The sequence below is a fragment of the Mycobacterium spongiae genome (genome assembly GCF_018278905.1).
In the GTDB taxonomy this organism is placed as follows: Bacteria; Actinomycetota; Actinomycetes; order Mycobacteriales; family Mycobacteriaceae; genus Mycobacterium; species Mycobacterium spongiae.
The window spans coordinates 5,562,552-5,581,157 of the sequence record NZ_CP046600.1; the positions used below are offsets into that span (position 1 = coordinate 5,562,552).

An 18,606-nucleotide genomic window follows, 5' to 3' on the forward strand; every position below is an offset into this window, starting at 1 on the left:
GCCGCTTGCTCCCAGGCACATGCCCGCCGATCGCGGCGAAACGGGTGCTCGCTGGTACCGTCGCAGCGGCGCCCAATCCGCAGCCGGCAACCGGACCATCAACTGGCGATGCAGGCCCGGACGGCGAGTACATCCAGTAGACGTGCTCGTGCCAGCTAATATCGCTTGGGTGTCGGACGGCGAACAAGCCAAACCACGCCGGCGCCGCGGGCGGCGCCGGCGTCGTGGCGCCGCGGCTTCCGCCGAGAAAGCCGTGAACGGCCACTTGGCCGGCGACACGACCGCGAACCCACCGAAGGCTAAGCCTTCCCGGTCGCCGCGACGAGCGACGGACCGGCTGCGAACCGTGCACGAGACATCCGCTGGCGGATTGGTCATCGACGGCATCGACGGGCCGCGGGACGCGCAGGTCGCGGCATTGATCGGTCGCGTCGACCGACGCGGACGGATGCTGTGGTCGCTGCCCAAGGGCCACATCGAGCTTGGCGAGACGGCCGAGCAGACTGCCATTCGAGAGGTTGCCGAGGAGACCGGTATTCGCGGCAGCGTGCTCGCCGCGCTGGGCCGTATCGACTACTGGTTCGTCACTGATGGCCGGCGCGTGCACAAGACGGTGCACCACTATTTGATGCGATTTCTGGGCGGCGAGCTCTCCGATGACGATCTCGAAGTCGCCGAAGTAGCGTGGGTGCCCATTGAGGAGCTGCCGTCACGGTTGGCATACGCCGACGAACGTCGACTGGCTGAAGTTGCCGACGAACTGATCGACAAGCTGCAAAACGACGGCCCCGCGGCGCTGCCGCCACTTCCGCCAAGTTCGCCTCGGCGCCGGCCGCAGACTCATTCCCATGCCCGACATGTCGACAAGCCCGGGCCGGGCCGGAAGAACGGTCACGGGCCGGGGCCGTGACCGCGTTGCGTGTGCGGCGGACGGGGTTGGTGCGCTTCGCCGCAGGGATCGGCATCGTCGCTGCTTTGGTGATGGCGCTCACCGCACCCTTGGCCGCGCCACGCGCGATTGCAGGCGAGCCCGGCGGAACGCCCTTTGTTCAGGTGCGCATCGATCAGGTCACCCCGGACGTGGTCACCACCAGCAGCGACTCCGTCATCACCGTCAGCGGGATGGTGACAAATGTCGGTGACCGCCCCGTCCACGAAGTCATGGTCCGGCTCGAACACGCAGCGGCCATCGAATCCTCGGCCGCGCTGCGCACCTCGCTGGATGGCGACACCGACCAGTACCAGCCGGCCGCGGAGTTCCTCACCGTCGCCCCAGACCTGGATCGTGGGCAGCAAGTTGCCTTCAGTCTCTCCGCGCCGCTGCGCTCGTTCACTAAGCCCTCTTTGGCCGTCGACCGCCCCGGTATCTTCCCGGTCTTGGTCAACGTCAACGGGACTCCCGACTACGGCGCACCCGCTCGGCTCGATGACGCTCGGTTTCTGCTGCCCGTGGTGGGCGTGCCACCAGACGAGGTCGACGACTTCGAGTCCGCAGTCGTCCCTGAAACCAACAAACCCGTATGGATCACCATGCTTTGGCCGCTGGCCGACCGACCGCGGTTAGCGCCCGGGGTACCCGGCGGCACGATACCGGTTCGCCTGGTCGACGACGACCTAGCGAACTCGCTAGCCACCGGCGGCAGACTGGACATCCTTCTTTCCGCCGCCGAGCTGGCCACAAGCCGGGAGGTCGACCCTGGCGGCACTGTCAGCCAAGCGATGTGCCTGGCCGTCGATCCGGATCTCCTGGTCACCGTCAACGCGATGACCGGAGGTTACGTCGTATCCGACGGCCCCGCCGGCGCCGCGCAACTACCCGGCACCCCGACGCACCCGGGCACCGGCCAAGCCGCTGCGACCATGTGGCTAAACCGGCTACGAGCGCTGGCCCACCGCATGTGCGTGACGCCGCTGCCTTATGCCCAGGCCGATCTGGAGGCATTACAACGCGTCAACGACCCAGGTCTGAGTTCGAGCGCAACCCACGGCACCGCGGACATCGTCGACCGCATTTTGGACGTTGCCTCCGTTCGAGGTGCCACCTTGTTTCCCGACGGCCCGTTAACCAGCCGCGCGGTCAGCCTGCTGAGCGCAACCGAGGACACCGTCGCGATCGCCGCCGCCGACTTCGACTACCACGACGCGCGGATTTCTTCGGAGCCCGACGCCTCAGGGGTCGCAGATACGGCACCCCGGCGGTTGTCCCCACAGGTGGTAGCCGCGCCGTTCGAACCAGCAGTCGGTGCCGCATTGGCGGCAGCAGGAAACCGTCCGATCGTCCCCACCTATCTGGACTCAAAGTTGTCGGTTCCCATCGCACACGACTCTGCCACCGCGCGTCGCCAGGATGCCTTGGGGGCCATGCTCTGGCGCAGCCTGGAGCCAGACGCCGCGCCACGCACCCAGATCCTGGCCCCGCCGGGTTCATGGGATCTGCAAAGCGACGACGCGCAGCTCATCCTGACCGCACTCGCCACCACCATCCGGTCCGGCTTGGCCATTCCCCGGCCGCTACCAGCGGTGATTGCGGATGCCGCGACCCGAAGCGAACCGGCGGAGCCACTGGGAGCCGACACCTCGACCCGCGGCCGTTTCGACGACGAGATCACCGAAGAGATCGCCGGCCAAGTCGGGCGCCTCTGGGAACTCACCTCAGCGTTGACTACCGATGAACGCACCGGGTTAACCGGCGCACAGTACACCGCACCGCTTCGCGAGGACATGTTGCGCGCATTGAGCCAATCGGTGCCGCCCGGTACCCGCAACGGGCTGGCCGAGCAGCGACTGACGGTCGTCGGTAAGACCATCAACGACCTCTTCGGTGCGGTGACGATCGTCAACCCCGGCGGTTCCTACACCCTGGCCACCGAACACAGTCCCCTGCCGCTGGCGCTGCACAACGGTTTGGCCGTTCCGATAAGAGTCCGATTGCAGGTCGACGCCCCACCCGGGATGACGGTGACCGATGTCGGCTTGATCGTGCTGCCGCCGGGATACCTGCCACTACGCGTGCCAATCGAGGTGAACTTCACCCAGCGAGTCGCCATCGACGTGTCGCTGCGAACCCCGGACGGCATGGAGCTGGGCGAGCCAGCACGGCTGTCGGTGCACTCGAACGCCTACGGCAAGGTGTTGTTCGCGATCACGCTGACCGCAGCGGCAGTGCTGGTGGCGCTGGCTGGGCGGCGGCTCTGGCACCGGTTCCGCGGCCAGCCCGATCGCGCGGACCTGGATCGCCCCGAGCCACCCCATACGAGCCGACACGCCCTACAGCGCCGCCGCGGTCAGCCTGATCGCGAAGAACACCGCGTATGAAGCCGGCTCCGCGCCGCATCCCGGCGCCATCCCAGCGACAGCCACAACCACAACCACAACCGTCCCAGCCGCCGAGCCCCCCGCGCGCGCCGGGCCAGCAGCTACCGCGACAGGTGCCGCCCCAGCGCGCACCGACAAGCCCGTCTCGAGGTCGCCTGTCGCACCGCACGTCGTCCCGAGCGCCGGAGCTCTCCGACGCCGCGCTGGTATCGCGGTCATGGGCCATGGCATTCGCAACGTTGATCAGCCGGATCACTGGCTTTGCCCGGATTGTGCTGCTGGCCGCCATCCTGGGTGCTGCCCTGGCCAGCTCCTTCACCGTGGCCAATCAGCTGCCCAACTTGGTCGCTGCGCTCGTCTTGGAGGCGACCTTCACGGCGATCTTCGTGCCGGTCCTGGCACGCGCGGAACAAGACGATCCAGACGGCGGCGCGGCGTTCGTGCGTCGGTTGGTCACGCTGGCGACGGCGCTACTACTGACGGCTACGGCGCTGTCAGTGCTCGCCGCGCCGCTACTGGTACGCCTGATGCTAGGCCGTACTCCTCAGGTCAACGAACCGCTGACCATCGCATTCGCCTATCTGCTGCTTCCTCAGGTGCTGGCCTACGGCCTGTCGTCGGTGTTCATGGCAATCCTGAACACCCGCAACATATTCGGGCCACCGGCATGGGCACCGGTGGTGAACAACGTCGTCGCGATCGCCACATTGGCGGTGTATCTCGCCGTCCCCGGCGAACTTTCGGTCGATCCAGTTCGCATGGGTAACGCCAAGTTACTGGTGCTCGGGATCGGCACCACCGCGGGCGTCTTCGCGCAGACGGCGGTGCTGCTGGTGGCCATTGGGCGCCAGCGCATCAGCCTACGCCCCCTCTGGGGAATTGATGAGCGGCTCAAACGTTTTGGCGCGATGGCCGCCGCCATGGTGCTCTACGTGCTGATCAGTCAGCTCGGGCTCGTGGTCGGCAATCAAATCGCCAGCACCGCGGCGGCGTCGGGCCCCGCGATCTACACCTACACGTGGCTGGTCCTCATGCTGCCGTTCGGCATAATCGGCGTGACGGTGCTGACCGTGGTGATGCCTCGGCTGAGCCGAAACGCCGCCGCCGACGACACCCCGGCTGTCCTCGCTGATCTGTCGCTGGCGACGCGACTGACCATGATCACGCTGATCCCCACGGTCGCGTTCATGACCGTCGCAGGCCCAGCAATTGGCAGCGCACTGTTCGCTTACGGCAATTTCGGCGATGTCGACGCGGGATACTTGGGCGCGGCGATCGCGTTGTCGGCGTTCACGTTGATCCCCTACGCGGTGGTACTCCTGCAGCTCCGCGTGTTCTACGCGCGCGAGCAACCGTGGACGCCGATCGCAATCATTCTGGTTATTACCAGCGTCAAGATCATCGCGTCGCTGCTAGCGCCCCATGTCACTAGTGATCGCGAACTGGTAGCCGGCTATCTCGGGCTCGCCAATGGGCTCGGATTTCTCTCCGGCGCGCTCGTCGGCTATTACTTGCTGCGCCGCACCCTGCGGCCCGACGGCGGCCAGCTCGTCGGTGTCCGTGAAGTGCGAACCATCCTGGTGACGATCGCCGCGTCGTTGCTCGCCGGGTTGCTGGCCCACGTCGTCGATCAGCTGCTGGGACCCAGCCAGTTGACGACCCACGGCGGCGGCGCCGGCTCGCTGCTCCGGCTGCTGCTGCTCGCGATGATCATGCTGCCCGTCCTGGCCGCAGTCATGATCCGAGCGCAGGTTCCTGAAGCACTAGCGGCGCGAGACGCCATCCGATCCCGGAACCGGGGCTGGATGAGAGGGCGATCCGGATCCGCGGGACCTCGCAAGACAACTGCGCAAGATCAATCGTCTCGTGGTAGCCCGGTCACGTACGCTGAGCGGAGGAAATCAGCCCCGCCGGCAGGACAAGTGGTGCAAGAGCCGGTCGGGCGCAGGCCTCCGGAGCACCCTCCGGAGCACTTAGCCAGAGCCGCGACATCGAAAGGACCGGAGGTGACCGACCGTCCATCGGACAGCGCCTCGTCTAGTTCTGCGTCGGGCGCCGAATTACCGCGGCCGGGTGGTGGCGATTTTCCGCCCGATATTTCGGCGGGCCGTGCACCTGTCCCCGGTCCGACACACCCGCCCGACCAGCCGAACGGTGACTTCTCAGTCCCCCACGAACGCGACCCCGACCCGTCGATGCCCCCCGACGACGTCCACCTTGTTCCCGGCGCCCGCATCGCCAATGGTCGCTACCGTCTGCTGATCTCCCACGGGGGTGCCCCGCCGTTGCAGTTCTGGCAGGCGCTGGACACGGCACTGGACCGGCAGGTAGCGCTGACCTTCGTAGACCCCCATGGCGTGCTACCCGATGATGTGCTTCAGGAGATACTGTCGCGCACTTTGCGGCTCAGCCGGATCAACAATCCGGGGATCGCCCGCGTGCTCGATGTGCTGCACACCGCAGGCGGCGGGCTGGTTGTCGCGGAATGGATCCGCGGCGGTTCCCTGCAGGAAGTTGCCGAGACCTCGCCGTCGCCCGTCGGTGCTGTCCGGGCGATGCAGTCGCTGGCTGCAGCGGCTCACGCCGCCCACCGAGCCGGCGTCGCTCTTTCTATCGACAATCCCGGCCGGGTGCGGGTCAGTATCGACGGCGAGGTCGTTCTCGCCTACCCGGCGACCATGCCCGAGGCGAATCCCCAGGATGATATCCGCGGGATCGGCGCCTCGCTGTACGCGTTGCTCGTCAACCGGTGGCCGCTACCGGAGTCGAACACCGGCAGCGGATTGGCACCAGCGCAGCGAGATGCCGCCGGCCAGCCGATCGAGCCCACTGTGGTCGACCATGACATCCCCTTCCAGATCTCCGCGGTCGCGGTGCGGTCAGTTCAAGAGGACGGCGGAATACGCAGTGCATCAACCCTTTTGAACCTGCTACAACAGGCGACCGCGGTGGCCGACCACACCGAGGTGCTCGGTCCCATCGAAGAGCCCCCGCGACCTGCCAGCACCCGACGTCCAGCCACCCGCGACGAGGAGACCTACCAGCGCCGTCGGCGCAATTTGATAATCGGCATCAGCGCCGGCGCTGCCATCCTGCTGGTGGCCCTGCTGGTATTTGCTGCGGTGCTCAACCGGATTTTCGGCGATGTCGGCAGCGGGCTCAACGGGGAAGAGCTCGGCCTCAACGCGCCGACCTCGTCGACAACGCCGGACACTCCGGTGGCGGCCGGCAGTATCGTCACACCCACTAAGGCCACCGTGTTCTCCCCCGACGGCGGGCCCGACAACCCTGGCGACGCCGATTTGGCGATCGACGGTGATCCGGCAACCTCCTGGCAAACCGATATCTATACCGACCCGGTGCCGTTCCCCAGCTTCAAGAACGGGGTGGGTTTGATGTTGCAGCTGCCCCAGCCGACCGTCGTCGGCGCCGTCACCATCGATGTGTCCAGCACCGGCACCAAGGTGGAGATTCGCTCCTCCAGGACGCCGACACCGGCGACGCTCGAGGACACCACCGTGCTGACGTCGGCCACCGCCCTCAAGCCTGGTGACAACACCATTCAGGTCAAGGCCGCCCCACCGACCTCGAATTTGCTGGTGTGGATTTCCACGCTGGGGACCGTGGATGACGACAGTCGCGCGGCCATTTCGGAGATCACCATTCGGGCCGCTTCCTGAACCGAAGCGCTAACAGCCCCCGCGCCGGGTGAAGTGCTGCGCGACAACCAATTCGTTACTGTCCGGCCGTGGGATTCGGGGGCCGCAAAGAGCGCAGTGACGCTGAGCTCCTCGCCGCCCACGTGGCCGGTGAGCGCTATGCCTTCGAGGAGCTGTTCCGTCGCCATCACCGCCAGCTCCACCGACTGGCTCGGCTCACCAGCCGAACACCCGAGGATGCCGACGACGCGCTTCAAGAGGCCATGCTGTCGGCGCACCGGAACGCTGGATCCTTCCGCTACGACGCAGCTGTCAGCAGTTGGCTGCACCGAATCGTGGTCAACGCCTGCCTCGACCGAGTGCGTCGCACCAAAGCGCAGCCCACCGCCCCGCTCGCGGATGTCTATCCGGTCCCTGATCGGACGGCTCAGGTCGAAACGGCGATCGTTGTCCATCGGGCACTCATGCGGCTGCCGGTCGAGCAACGCGCTGCCGTCGTCGCCGTCGACATGCAGGGCTATTCGATTGCCGACACCGCCCACATGCTCGGGGTGGCCGAGGGAACCGTCAAGAGCAGATGCGCCCGCGCCCGGGCGCGCCTTGCCCGGCTGCTCGGCTACCTCAATGCCACACCCGACCTGGCTGCACGCTGAGACGACCGGTTTCGCCCGTCGTAGCCGCATTCCGGGTAGCTCCCGTAGCACACTGGTCCCGATGAGTGCAGCCGACGACGATCCGGCGGGGCGCGGTGCCTCCGGCGCGGACCCGCCGCTGACCGTGGAGCTCCTCGCTGACTTACAGGCCGGCCTGTTGGACGAGGAAACCGCCGCTCGCGTTCGCAGCCGAGTCCGATCCGATCCGCAGGCACAACGAATCCTCGACGCGTTGAATCAGGCGCGCAGCGATGTCGCCGCCGTCGCCGACCCCACGAATGCGCCGCCGGCACCCGAAACCGTCGTCTCCAGGATTTCGGAGGCGCTGCGGTCGGAGAGTTCACGCCGGACACGTGGACCCGCTCACGCCGCCCGTCCGCACACCAGGCCCGCCAGGCTACTCGCTGCTCTAGCCGGATTGTGCGCGGTCGCTGTCGCGATCGGCCTCGGTACCGCAGCCTTGGTCAAAGCACCAGGTCCAACTCCACGCAGAGCGCCCACCGCGCAGCACATCACGGTATCGACCCCGGTCCCGGCAATACCGCTATCGCAGCCAGAGATCCTTGAGCTGCTGCGGCGCCCCGCGAACTACGACTCGTCAGGAAGCACATTGGGCGACCCGTCGCGCCGTGCATCGTGCTTGAGCGGCTTGGGTTACCCGGCGTCCACCCAAGTCCTGGGCGCGCAGCCGATCGAAATCAATGGCCGTCCGATGATGCTTCTGGTGGTGCCCGCAGACGCCCCCGACCAGCTGGTCGGGCTTGCGGTGGCGCTGAACTGCAGCGCTGCCGATACTGGGCTGTTGGCCAGCACTGTTGTCCCCCGCGCCTGACTGGTTTGGTGTCGCGGCTCGGTTGCGGGAACAGCAGTGTCTACGCTGGCGTTCGTAGTCATTGGGAGACCTGCATTCGCACCTGAAAGGCCCGCATGACCGACTCTGCTCAAGACACAGTTCACGACATCATCGTTATCGGTTCCGGTCCCGCCGGGTACACCGCTGCTCTCTACACCGCGCGTGCTCAATTGGCACCGCTGGTCTTCGAGGGCACTTCGTTCGGCGGCGCACTCATGACCACCACCGAAGTGGAGAACTATCCGGGTTTTCGCGAAGGCATCATGGGTCCGGAGCTGATGGATGAAATGCGTGAACAGGCGTTGCGGTTCGGAGCGGATTTGCGGATGGAGGACGTCGACGAGGTGTCCCTCGATGGGCCCGTCAAATCAGTCGTCACCGCCGACGGAGAGACCCATCGCGCCCGTGCCGTGATCCTCGCGATGGGAGCGGCGGCGCGCTATCTGCACGTGCCCGGCGAGCAGGAGTTGCTCGGTCGCGGAGTGAGTTCGTGCGCCACCTGCGACGGGTTCTTTTTCCGCGACCAAGACATCGCCGTCATCGGCGGCGGTGACTCGGCGATGGAAGAAGCAACTTTCCTGACCCGGTTCGCGCGCAGTGTCACGATCGTGCATCGCCGCGACGAGTTCCGAGCCTCCAAGATCATGCTCGATCGTGCCCGCAGCAACGAGAAGATCCGATTCCTTACCAACCACACTGTGGTCGCGGTGGATGGGGACGCGACGGTGACCGGATTGCGTTTGCGGGACACCGTCACCGGGGCCGAAACGGCCCTCTCCGTGACCGGGGTGTTTGTCGCGATCGGGCACGAGCCTCGGTCGGGTTTAGTGCGCGACGCACTCGACACCGACCCGGAAGGCTACGTGCTCGTGCAGGCGGGCACCACTCACACCTCACTGCCGGGTGTGTTCGCTGCCGGCGACCTGGTGGATCGCACCTATCGGCAGGCGGTCACCGCCGCCGGCACTGGCTGCGCGGCAGCCATTGACGCCGAGAGGTGGCTGGCAGAGCACACCGAAACTGGCGCGACCCCGCCGAGCGCGGCCGCGTCAACACCCCGAGACACGGACAGTACCGACACGTTGATTGGAGCACAGCGATGACCGATTCCGAGAAGTCCGGCGCCACGATCGAGGTTTCCGATGCCTCTTTCTCCTCCGCAGTACTGTCCAGCAATAAGCCTGTGCTGGTTGACTTTTGGGCGACCTGGTGTGGACCGTGCAAGATGGTAGCGCCGGTTCTCGAAGAGATCGCCACGGAACGGGCAGACCACCTCACCGTCGCCAAGCTGGATGTCGACGCCAATCCCGACACGGCGCGGGACTTTCAGGTTGTTTCCATTCCCACTTTGATTCTGTTCAAGGACGGCCAGGCCGTGAAACGGATCGTCGGCGCGAAGGGCAAGGCCGCGTTGCTGCGCGAACTCTCCGACGAGGTTCCCAACCTCGCCTAGTAGATGGTGGCGATCCGCCGCAGCCGGTGACACCGGCCTTGCGATCGCCAGGAGGCCCTACTAATTGGCAGGATAGAGCCCCACAACTGGCCTGGGGTTTTCATGATATCGGCCGGGATCTGCGACAATACCGGGTGAACTGTCCTATATTTATCCACGCTGTCAATTATCCCGGAGGGCCCTTGGTATGCCGAGTCCGCGCCGCGAAAACGGCGATGTGCTGCGCTGTGGCGACCGCAGCGCGGCGGTCACCGAGATCCGGGCCGCGCTGGCCGCGCTGGGAATGCTGGAGAATCCCGACGAAGATCTGACCACGGGCCGTCAAGTCGCACTCGAATTGTTCGACTCAGAACTTGACCATGCGGTTCGCGCCTTCCAGCAGCACCGCGGTCTGCTGGTGGATGGCGTCGTCGGCGAGGCTACTTACCGTGCGTTGAAAGAGGCCTCCTACCGGCTGGGTGCCCGCACGCTGTATCACCAATTCGGAGCACCGCTCTACGGTGACGACGTCGCTACGCTACAAGCCCGCCTGCAGGACCTCGGTTTCTACACCGGGTTGGTGGACGGCCATTTCGGTTTGCAGACGCACAACGCGCTGATGTCGTACCAGCGCGAATACGGACTTGCCGCGGACGGTATCTGCGGCCCAGAAACATTGCGCTCCTTGTACTTTCTGAGTTCGCGAGTCAGTGGCGGCTCGCCACACGCGATTCGCGAGGAAGAGCTCGTCCGAAGCTCCGGGCCCAAGCTATCGGGCAAGCGGATCATCATTGATCCTGGCCGCGGCGGTGCCGACCATGGGCTGATCACGCACAGCCCGGACGGGCCGATGAGTGAAGCGGACGTGTTGTGGGACTTAGCAAGTCGGCTCGAGGGCCGCATGACTGCTATTGGCATGGAGACGTTTCTCTCCCGACCGACAAATCACAGCCCGTCGGACGCGGAGCGCGCCGCGACCGCCAACGCCGTTGGTGCCGACCTGATGATCAGCCTTCGTTGCGAAACTCAAGCCACGCCGGCGGCTAGCGGCGTGGCTTCATTTCACTTCGGCAATTCACACGGTTCGGTTTCCACCATTGGCCGCAATCTGGCGGATTTCATTCAGCGAGAAGTGGTGGCCCGCACCGGGTTGCGGGATTGCCGGACGCATGGCCGGACATGGGACCTGCTGCGACTGACCAGGATGCCGACCGTTCAGGTTGACATCGGATACATCACCAACCCCGGTGACCGTGCGGTGCTGGTATCAACACAGACTCGTGACGCTATCGCCGAAGGTATTCTCGCCGCGGTCAAGCGACTCTACCTGTTGGGCAAAAACGACCGTCCCACAGGCACATTCACCTTCGCCGAGTTGCTCGCCCACGAGCTATCGGTCGAGCGAACCAGCAGACTCAGCGGTTCTTGATCGCCGCACCCTGGGTGCGCGATTGCAGACTGGTCCCGACGGTAGACCCCGCCGCCACCGGCTGTTGCAACTGAGCGTTCTCCAGTAGACGTTCCAGGGCCGATTCAACTTCGGCTTTCCAGCCAAACCCTTTATCCAACTCCAGTCGCAACCTCGGGAAGTACGGATGTGGTGCCACCACAACAAAACCGACGTCCATCAAGAATTCCGCGTCAATGATGCAGTGCTCGACCGAGCAGTCACCAAGAGCCTCCAACACGGGCTGAACGTCGGGCGTTACCAGCTCAGGATTCTGCAATTCCGCGGCGGCCGAGGTTCGACCGAACGCCTCCAACGCCCGGACACCCCGCCGGACCAGCTCGTCAATCACCCGCGCGATCAATCCGTGCGGCAGGTCGTCGGCTGCTTGGCCGCGCTCGATACCCATCGTCGTGAGCAACACCGCATCGGCCGATACCGGTGCCGTGGGAAACCGATGGGCTCGAGGCACCGCACTCGGCGGGGCGTACAGCACATAACCCAAACACGGTGGTTCGGTGTTGCTGCGATCATCGGGGATCGCGGTCGCGATCTGACCGCATGAGCCCCACTCCAACATCACCATCGACAGCCAGGCTTCTTTTTCGAATTCCGGGTCGGCAAGATGGTCCTCGGTGCCCAGTGTCGCGGGGTCGACCTCCCAAAAAACGCAGCGGCGCGCATGCTTGGGCAGATGCTCGAAAGCTTCGAGTCGCAGCCCTGTTATCCGAGCAGACACTTGTCTCCTGGCCTCTATGCCGTGCTGTTGCCCATTGCCCCGTTCCGCCGCGGGCCACTACCTGGCCCGCCCCGTCGCGCGGCGATGCCGACAACCCCGTTCCGCGGCGAGCTACCACTTAGCCCGCATCGTCGCGAGGCGATGCCAACAGCCCAGTTCCGTCTCGGCTGCTGTGCAACGGCAACCCCTCCAGGATAGGAGAGTTCGTCCCGATCGGGCCAGTATTCAACCGGACCCCCGGGTTCGGGCGCTCGGATCCGTCCGGCCGGCGACAATCGTCGGGAAACCCTCGAATCCACTTGTCGCACAACACCTCTCCGTTGGTCATGGGTGCCAACGACGGTTCGCTCACCCATCGAGCCGTCTTGGTGTCACAGTGACGTAATTACATCGTGTCCCTGTTCAGACTTTTTCAAGGCTGGTCGGGGCTCATCAAGGCGACGAGCCGCTGGAGATCGTCCACCGAGGCGAACTCGACCACAATCTTGCCTTTGCGTTTGCCGAGGCTGACCGTCACCCGAGTATCGAAGGCATTCGACAGGCGCTCAGCAACATCTTGAAGCCCCGGCATTTGAATCGGCTTTCGCCGCGGAGCTGAAGGCGTGCTGCCGCGACCCCGGTGTGCCTCGTGGTTGGCCACCGTGACCGCCTCCTCGGTCGCCCGCACCGAAAGGCCCTCGGCGACGATCCGGCTTGCCAATTCCTCTTGCTCGTCCGGCCCGGCTTCGAGCGACAACAGTGCGCGAGCGTGGCCGGCGGACAGCACGCCAGCCGCTACCCGACGCTGGACCGGAATCGGGAGCTTGAGCAGTCTGATCATGTTGGTGATCAACGGTCTGGAGCGGCCGATGCGGGTGGCTAGCTCGTCGTGGGTGACCCCGAACTCGTCGAGCAGTTGTTGGTAGGCGGCGGCCTCTTCCAACGGGTTCAGTTGTACCCGATGAATGTTCTCGAGCAGCGCGTCACGCAATAGGTTGTCGTCGCCGGTCTCACGCACGATGGCGGGAATGGTGGCGAGACCCGCCTCCTGGGCGGCGCGCCACCGTCGCTCCCCCATCACAATTTGGTAGCGCGGTCCGCTATGGGACGCGGCCCCGGATCCCGCAAGAGCCCGCACCACGATCGGCTGCAGAAGGCCGAACTCGCGGATGGAGTACACGAGCTCGGCTAGTGCCTCCTCGTCGAACACTTGTCGTGGCTGACGCGGATTGGGCTCGATGTCGGCCGGCCCGATCTCCCGGTACACCGCCCCCATGGAGACGTCCGGTGCCGGGCCGCCGATCACGACGTCGGCTGCCGCGGCTCCCATCCGCGGGCCCAGCGCCGATGGACCGGAGTCATCGTCTGCGGGCCCGGTTGGGATGAGCGAAGCCAGTCCCCGGCCAAGACCGCCCTTTTTGCGCGACGGCTGCATTATGGTTGTCCCTTCGCCGAAGGTGGCTGGTCGTGTTCGGCAAGTTCGCGACTGGCGTCGAGGTAACTCATCGCACCTCGCGAACCAGGGTCGTAGTCGATGATCGTCATACTGTAGCCGGGCGCCTCGGAAACCTTTACGCTCCTCGGGATGACCGTGCGGAGCACCTTTCCGCCAAAGTAACGACGTACCTCTTCGGCCACCTGGTCGGCCAGCTTGGTTCGGCCGTCATACATGGTGAGAATGACGGTACTGACCTCGAGTTGGGGGTTGAGGTGCGACTTCACCATCTCGATGTTGCGCATCAGCTGCGACACACCTTCAAGGGCGTAGTACTCACACTGGATCGGAATCATCACCTCTGGTGCGGCCACGAGAGCGTTGATGGTCAACAATCCGAGCGAGGGCGGGCAGTCGACGAACACGTAGTCGAAGTCGAAGTTGTCGAGTTCAGCCAGCGCACTACGGAGTCGGTTTTCGCGAGCGACCATGCTGACCAATTCGATTTCAGCGCCGGCCAGATCGATGGTCGCCGGCACGCAAAATAGCCGGTCGCTGTGCGGGCTGCGCTGCAACGCCGCATGCAAGGGAACCTCACCCAAGAGCAATTCGTAGGAGGATGGCGTACCCGATTGCCGGTCGGTAATGCCGAGCGCAGTGCTGGCATTCCCTTGCGGGTCCAGGTCAATCACGAGGGTTTTTAGTCCCTGAACAGCCAGCGCGGCCGCGAGGTTAACAGCGGTGGTGGTTTTGCCGACTCCACCCTTCTGATTCGCGACGGTGAACAGCCGACGCTGACGTGGGCGGCGCAACGGCTCATGGGCAGTGTGCAAGACCTTCATCGCCCTTTCCGCGGCCGCACCTATCGGGGTGTCGAGATCGTGCGATGTTTCACGTGAAACATCCGGGTTGGGATCGGGCACCCGGCCCGCACTGGATGCTGCTCCGCTGCGGTGGGCGGCTTGGCGCGACACCGCCGGCTGGCTATCCATCACCTGCGGCTCCGGCGTTGCCCGCGCTGGGGCGATTCGCGAATGACTCACGCTGTCCTCCCCTTCGCCGCCCGCCCCGGCTTGTGGGGCCGCCCGCGACGATCGGGCGTTCCTGGCTTGCTGCGTTGCGCTAGCACCACGGTTGCGGGCGGACGCAAATAGTTCGCGCCACATGTCACCACCCTGGCATCTGCCGCACCTGTTGTGGCCATCACACGCCGGTGCTGCCGGAGTTCCTCCGCCGCGCGCTCTCCCTTGATTGCGATCATCCACCCGTTCGGCCGTAGCAACGGCATGCTCCATTTCGTCACCTTGTCCAACGCCGCCACCGCACGAGACACCGCCGCGTCGCTGGCGCCGAGTTGGTCGCGCACCCCCGGGTCTTCCGCACGTCCGCGCACGACCTCTACTGCTAGTCCGAGTTCGGCCACAGCCTCGCGCAGAAACTCGGTCCGCCTCAGCAATGGTTCCAGAAGGACCACCCGGAGGTCGGGCCGCGCTATCGCCAACGGTAACCCGGGCAGGCCCGCTCCGCTCCCGATGTCCACCACCCGGGCGCCAGGGTCTAGAAGCTCGCCGACCACAGCGCAGTTGAGCAGATGCCGGTCCCAGACCCGGCCCGCTTCCTGAGGCCCCACGAGGCCGCGCTTCACGGCCTCGCCCGCCAGGACCTGAGCGTACCGTTCAGCCAGATCTAGCCGCGCCCCGAAGATTATCGCGGCGGATTCGGGCGGCGCCGGAACGGCCGGAGCCGATGGAGGTACCGACCTCCCACCAGGACCACCATGTTTCACGTGAAACATTCTCCTGATCTTCGCGTGCCTGTCCCGGCCGGCTGAACTCAGTCAATCCGCAGAACGAACTACAAGGGTGTAACTCGGTGGCGGATTATGGACCTAGTCTCGCAGGACGACGACCCGGCGCGACGGTTCGACGCCCTCGCTCTCACTGTGTACGCCCGGCACCGCCGCGACCGCATCGTGGACGATCTTGCGTTCGAACGGCGTCATCGGAGCCAGTGCCTCCCGCTCACCGGTCTCGACCACTTGCCGCGCCACCTTGTCACCCAGGGCCGCCAACTCTTCACGGCGCCGACGTCGCCAGCTCGCGATGTCCAGCATCAACCGGCTCCGAACGCCCGTCTTTTGATGCACCGCCAGCCGCGTGAGTTCCTGAAGGGCGTCGAGCACCTCGCCGCCGCGGCCCACCAACTTGTTCAAGTCCTGGCTGCCGTCGATGCTCACCACGGCCCGACTGCCCTCGACGTCCAAGTCGATGTCGCCATCAAAATCCAGCAGATCCAGGAGCTCCTCGAGGTAATCGCCCGCGATCTCACCTTCTGCAACCAATCGTTCTTCCAGGTCGTCCGGCTCCTCGCCACCGGCAAGCCCTGCGGCCGTATCGCCCTCGTCGCTGTCCGTCTCTATTCGTCCATCAACGTCGACCTCGGTGGTCTCCGCATCGGTCATGGCTTTCTCTCCCCTCATCCACGGCTCGGTCTTTCGCGGGTCCTCAGGCGGCTCACCCGCCGCGCCCCGCAATAGTCAGCGTTTGCGCTTCTTTGGTCGCGCCCCCGGGCGCGGTGCGCGGTTGTTGGGACTGGTGTCGCGTCGGGGCGGATTTCGCTTCGCTGCCTGGGTCTTGTTATCCGTCGCCTCGGCATCGGAACCTGGTTTCTTGACGTCCGGCTCACCGCCGCCGTTACCGCTTTCGGTTCCCGACCCTCCGGATCCCGATGATGCCTTCGGATTGCGCTTGGGCTTGGCTCCCGGCGCCGGCGCGTTAGCCGCCCGGCGCTCGATGGCCTCCTGTTTTTTCGCCTCTTCCTCTTTTTCGATCTTCCCGAACACGTAGTGCTGCTGACCGAACGTCCAAATGTTGTTGGAAAACCAGTACAAGATGATCGCCAAGGGAAGGAATGGACCGCCGACCACAACGCCGAGCGGAAACACGTACAGCGCCAGTTTGTTCATCATTGCGGTCTGGGGATTCGCGGACGCCTCCGGGCTCTGGCGCGCGATTGACGCGCGACTATTGAAGTACGTCGCGATGCCGGCGAAGATCATCACCGGCACCCCTACCGCGATCACGGCTGGCCGACTGAAATCGACAAACGCATCCAACCCGGACCGTTGCGTCATCGATGCACCGATCGGAGCGCCGAACAGGTTGGCATCAAGAAAATGCCCGACGTCGACCGGACTGAAGAAGTAGTTGCCCGTGAGTCGGTTTTCCACCACCGATAGATGCGGTTGCCCGAAGCCCCCGGTCGTGCGGTTGAACGACCGCAACACGTGGTACAGCCCAAGGAACACGGGAAGCTGGGCCAGCATCGGCAAGCACCCCAGGATCGGATTGAAGCCGTGTTCGCGTTGCAGCTTTTGCATCTCGAGCGCCATCCGCTGGCGATCCTTGCCGTACTTTTTTTGTAGTGCCTTGATCTGTGGCTGCAACTCCTGCATCTGCCTCGTGGTGCGAATCTGGCGCACGAACGGCTTGTAGAGCAGAGCTCGCAAGGTAAAAACCAAGAACATCACCGAGAGCGACCAGGCGAAGAAGTTTGACGGGCCCAGCACAAACGCGAACAGCTTGTACCAAACCCACATGATCCACGACACCGGGTAGTACACGAAGTCGAGGCTGAAGAAATCAAACAAGAAGCTCACTCTCCCCTGAGGTCGCCGGCGTCTCGCCGCCAGTACCGTCCTCATCGAAGTCTGCCTGTCGGTGAGGTCGCTCCGGTATCGGATCCCAACCTCCCCGGTGCCATGGTCCGCACTTCGCCAACCTCGCCACCGTCAGCCAGCCACCCCGAATCACGCCGTACTCAGTCAACGCATCCACCGCATACTGACTGCAGGTAGGAACAAAGCGACACGACGCCGGTCGCAGCGGAGACACCATGTGCCGATAATTCTGAACAAGGAAAATCAGTACGCGGGCTATCACCGCTCCGGTCCCCCGGATCAAGCCAGCGCACCTCCGACCCACCGAAGTCACCGGCCGGTGCCTGCCGATTCCAGCCGACCACGCAGGCCGGCTCGCAACTGTTGCTCTAGACGGGGCGACGAAACGCCCCGACTGCTCGGCCGCGCTCGGATCACAACCCGATCCGATTCGTGCAGCTCGCTCACTATCGACCTGGCCACGTGACGCAGCCGACGCGCGACTCGGTGACGTTCAACAGCCGAACCGACCGATTTGGCGACGATCAGACCGATACGTGGGCCGGTTCGCACGTCGCAGTCACTCCCCGGCAGGGCATGGACTATCAGGTTGGGCTGTACCGTTCGTCGCCCCCGCTTCACCGTCATATCGAAGTCCGTTGACCGCCTCATACGGTTGCGCGCAGAAAGCACCGCCATGAACCTGCCATCAGATCAGGCAGTTAGCGCGCGGCGGCCCTTGCGGCGCCGGTTCGACACGATGGACCGCCCCGCTCGGGTGCGCATCCGAAGTCGGAAACCGTGAACGCGGGCTCGTCGCCGGTTGTTCGGCTGGAAGGTCCGCTTGCCCTTGGCCACGGCGTTCTCCTCGCTGTGTCTGAAGCACCGTCCGGCCGCTCATGCTTTCCAACGGGTTGGTCCGCGGATCGATCGAAGGTGGTCGTACTCCTGGCCGGCGCGGTCCCCGGAAGTCCGATCCAGGTCGCAGCCGCATCGCCGACTTTCGGGCGACTGTTCGAGGGTACTGACCACCCTTCGCCTGGTCAAACCTCACTCGTCCCAACAGACCCACTCCACCCGCTTTCGGAGCTCGTCCGCTTCAGCGACTACATCCACGATCTGCCACAATCACAAAGAACCTCAGCTGAATTCGAAAGAACTGTTGGCAGCCGCACGGAAAACTGTTAGCTTCGGGCAATGCTGTTTCGGCCTGAAACGGCGGTCCACAACGAAGCGAGGATGGCGGGTCGACAAGCCGTTTAGACAAGCGCTGGCTGGTTGTCTACGGCCTGTAGGTCGTGAGCCGTTGTTGGTAGGCTGCGGCACGGTATTGATGGTCCTGTCCACACCTGTGGATAACCATGTGGACAGTTTCCGCGTCGCCAACATCGGTGGTACCTCGACCCGGAATCAATGAGAGCCAGGGAGTTGCGTCG

The 18,606-nt window shown here is 64.9% G+C and carries 17 protein-coding genes; 8 read left to right on the forward strand and 9 right to left on the reverse strand.

What is annotated here, in order from left to right; genetic code table 11:
- The first annotated feature begins 169 nt into the window (after nucleotides 1-169).
- The 8 genes from F6B93_RS22490 to F6B93_RS22525 all read left to right on the forward strand — a co-directional run bounded on the left by F6B93_RS22490 (nucleotide 170) and on the right by F6B93_RS22525 (nucleotide 11,341).
- Nucleotides 170-910, forward strand: coding sequence for an NUDIX hydrolase (locus F6B93_RS22490; RefSeq protein ID WP_211697060.1), 741 nt, complete (start codon nucleotides 170-172; stop codon nucleotides 908-910).
- Entirely contained in the window at nucleotides 907-3,315 is a 2,409-nt protein-coding gene (locus tag F6B93_RS22495) for a hypothetical protein (RefSeq protein ID WP_211697061.1), read from the forward strand. Before F6B93_RS22490 ends, F6B93_RS22495 begins: the two co-directional genes overlap by 4 nt.
- Nucleotides 3,312-6,995, forward strand: coding sequence for a murein biosynthesis integral membrane protein MurJ (gene murJ / locus F6B93_RS22500; protein WP_211697062.1), 3,684 nt, complete (start codon nucleotides 3,312-3,314; stop codon nucleotides 6,993-6,995). The genes F6B93_RS22495 and murJ overlap by 4 nt, the downstream gene beginning before the upstream one ends.
- Nucleotides 6,996-7,063: 68 nt before the next feature.
- Nucleotides 7,064-7,627, forward strand: coding sequence for an RNA polymerase sigma factor SigM (gene sigM, locus F6B93_RS22505; RefSeq protein WP_211697063.1), 564 nt, complete (start codon nucleotides 7,064-7,066; stop codon nucleotides 7,625-7,627).
- 61 nt (nucleotides 7,628-7,688) lie between these two features.
- Nucleotides 7,689-8,459: an anti-sigma factor gene (locus F6B93_RS22510; protein WP_211697064.1), complete on the forward strand. Its 771-nt coding sequence runs from the start codon at nucleotides 7,689-7,691 to the stop codon at nucleotides 8,457-8,459.
- 95 nt (nucleotides 8,460-8,554) lie between these two features.
- Nucleotides 8,555-9,583 (forward strand): thioredoxin-disulfide reductase, encoded by a 1,029-nt coding sequence (gene trxB / locus F6B93_RS22515; RefSeq protein ID WP_246540925.1) that lies wholly within the window; start codon nucleotides 8,555-8,557, stop codon nucleotides 9,581-9,583.
- Nucleotides 9,580-9,933, forward strand: a complete 354-nt coding sequence (gene trxA / locus F6B93_RS22520; protein WP_211697065.1) for a thioredoxin — start codon at nucleotides 9,580-9,582, stop codon at nucleotides 9,931-9,933. The genes trxB and trxA overlap by 4 nt, the downstream gene beginning before the upstream one ends.
- Before the next feature lie 187 nt (nucleotides 9,934-10,120).
- Nucleotides 10,121-11,341, forward strand: coding sequence for an N-acetylmuramoyl-L-alanine amidase (locus tag F6B93_RS22525; RefSeq protein WP_211697066.1), 1,221 nt, complete (start codon nucleotides 10,121-10,123; stop codon nucleotides 11,339-11,341).
- Here the strand turns inward: F6B93_RS22525 and F6B93_RS22530 are convergent.
- The 9 genes from F6B93_RS22530 to rpmH form a co-directional block, all read right to left on the reverse strand.
- Nucleotides 11,328-12,098, reverse strand: a complete 771-nt coding sequence (locus F6B93_RS22530; RefSeq protein WP_211697067.1) for an acetyltransferase — start codon at nucleotides 12,096-12,098, stop codon at nucleotides 11,328-11,330. The two genes, F6B93_RS22525 and F6B93_RS22530, sit on opposite strands and share 14 nt — an antisense overlap.
- Before the next feature lie 412 nt (nucleotides 12,099-12,510).
- On the reverse strand, nucleotides 12,511-13,515 hold the full coding sequence (locus tag F6B93_RS22535; protein WP_211699671.1) for a ParB/RepB/Spo0J family partition protein: 1,005 nt from the start codon (nucleotides 13,513-13,515) through the stop codon (nucleotides 12,511-12,513).
- Nucleotides 13,512-14,435, reverse strand: coding sequence for a ParA family protein (locus F6B93_RS22540; RefSeq protein WP_425518484.1), 924 nt, complete (start codon nucleotides 14,433-14,435; stop codon nucleotides 13,512-13,514). The genes F6B93_RS22535 and F6B93_RS22540 overlap by 4 nt, the downstream gene beginning before the upstream one ends.
- Before the next feature lie 116 nt (nucleotides 14,436-14,551).
- Nucleotides 14,552-15,307: a 16S rRNA (guanine(527)-N(7))-methyltransferase RsmG gene (gene rsmG, locus F6B93_RS22545; RefSeq protein ID WP_211697068.1), complete on the reverse strand. Its 756-nt coding sequence runs from the start codon at nucleotides 15,305-15,307 to the stop codon at nucleotides 14,552-14,554.
- A 93-nt stretch (nucleotides 15,308-15,400) separates the two neighbouring features.
- Nucleotides 15,401-15,973 (reverse strand): Jag family protein, encoded by a 573-nt coding sequence (locus tag F6B93_RS22550; RefSeq protein WP_211697069.1) that lies wholly within the window; start codon nucleotides 15,971-15,973, stop codon nucleotides 15,401-15,403.
- A gap of 75 nt (nucleotides 15,974-16,048) precedes the next feature.
- Nucleotides 16,049-17,170, reverse strand: coding sequence for a membrane protein insertase YidC (yidC, locus tag F6B93_RS22555; RefSeq protein WP_211697070.1), 1,122 nt, complete (start codon nucleotides 17,168-17,170; stop codon nucleotides 16,049-16,051).
- Nucleotides 17,154-17,504 carry a membrane protein insertion efficiency factor YidD gene (gene yidD, locus F6B93_RS22560; RefSeq protein WP_211697071.1) on the reverse strand — a complete coding sequence of 117 codons (351 nt, stop codon included), beginning with the start codon at nucleotides 17,502-17,504 and terminating at the stop codon, nucleotides 17,154-17,156. The genes yidC and yidD overlap by 17 nt, the downstream gene beginning before the upstream one ends.
- Nucleotides 17,501-17,863: a ribonuclease P protein component gene (rnpA, locus tag F6B93_RS22565; protein WP_211697072.1), complete on the reverse strand. Its 363-nt coding sequence runs from the start codon at nucleotides 17,861-17,863 to the stop codon at nucleotides 17,501-17,503. The genes yidD and rnpA overlap by 4 nt, the downstream gene beginning before the upstream one ends.
- A 21-nt stretch (nucleotides 17,864-17,884) precedes the next feature.
- A complete protein-coding gene (rpmH, locus tag F6B93_RS22570) occupies nucleotides 17,885-18,028 on the reverse strand; it encodes a 50S ribosomal protein L34 (RefSeq protein ID WP_085163128.1) in 144 nt (47 codons plus the stop codon).
- Between the last annotated feature and the right edge of the window lie 578 nt (nucleotides 18,029-18,606).

Coding starts and splice junctions, on each gene's coding strand:
- murJ (WP_211697062.1), top strand. CDS start 3,312: ATGAAGCCGGCTCCGCGCCGCATCCCGGCGCCATCCCAGCGACAGCCA.
- F6B93_RS22510 (WP_211697064.1), top strand. CDS start 7,689: ATGAGTGCAGCCGACGACGATCCGGCGGGGCGCGGTGCCTCCGGCGCG.
- trxB (WP_246540925.1), top strand. CDS start 8,555: ATGACCGACTCTGCTCAAGACACAGTTCACGACATCATCGTTATCGGT.
- trxA (WP_211697065.1), top strand. CDS start 9,580: ATGACCGATTCCGAGAAGTCCGGCGCCACGATCGAGGTTTCCGATGCC.
- F6B93_RS22525 (WP_211697066.1), top strand. CDS start 10,121: ATGCCGAGTCCGCGCCGCGAAAACGGCGATGTGCTGCGCTGTGGCGAC.
- rsmG (WP_211697068.1), bottom strand. CDS start 15,307: ATGTTTCACGTGAAACATGGTGGTCCTGGTGGGAGGTCGGTACCTCCA.
- F6B93_RS22550 (WP_211697069.1), bottom strand. CDS start 15,973: ATGACCGATGCGGAGACCACCGAGGTCGACGTTGATGGACGAATAGAG.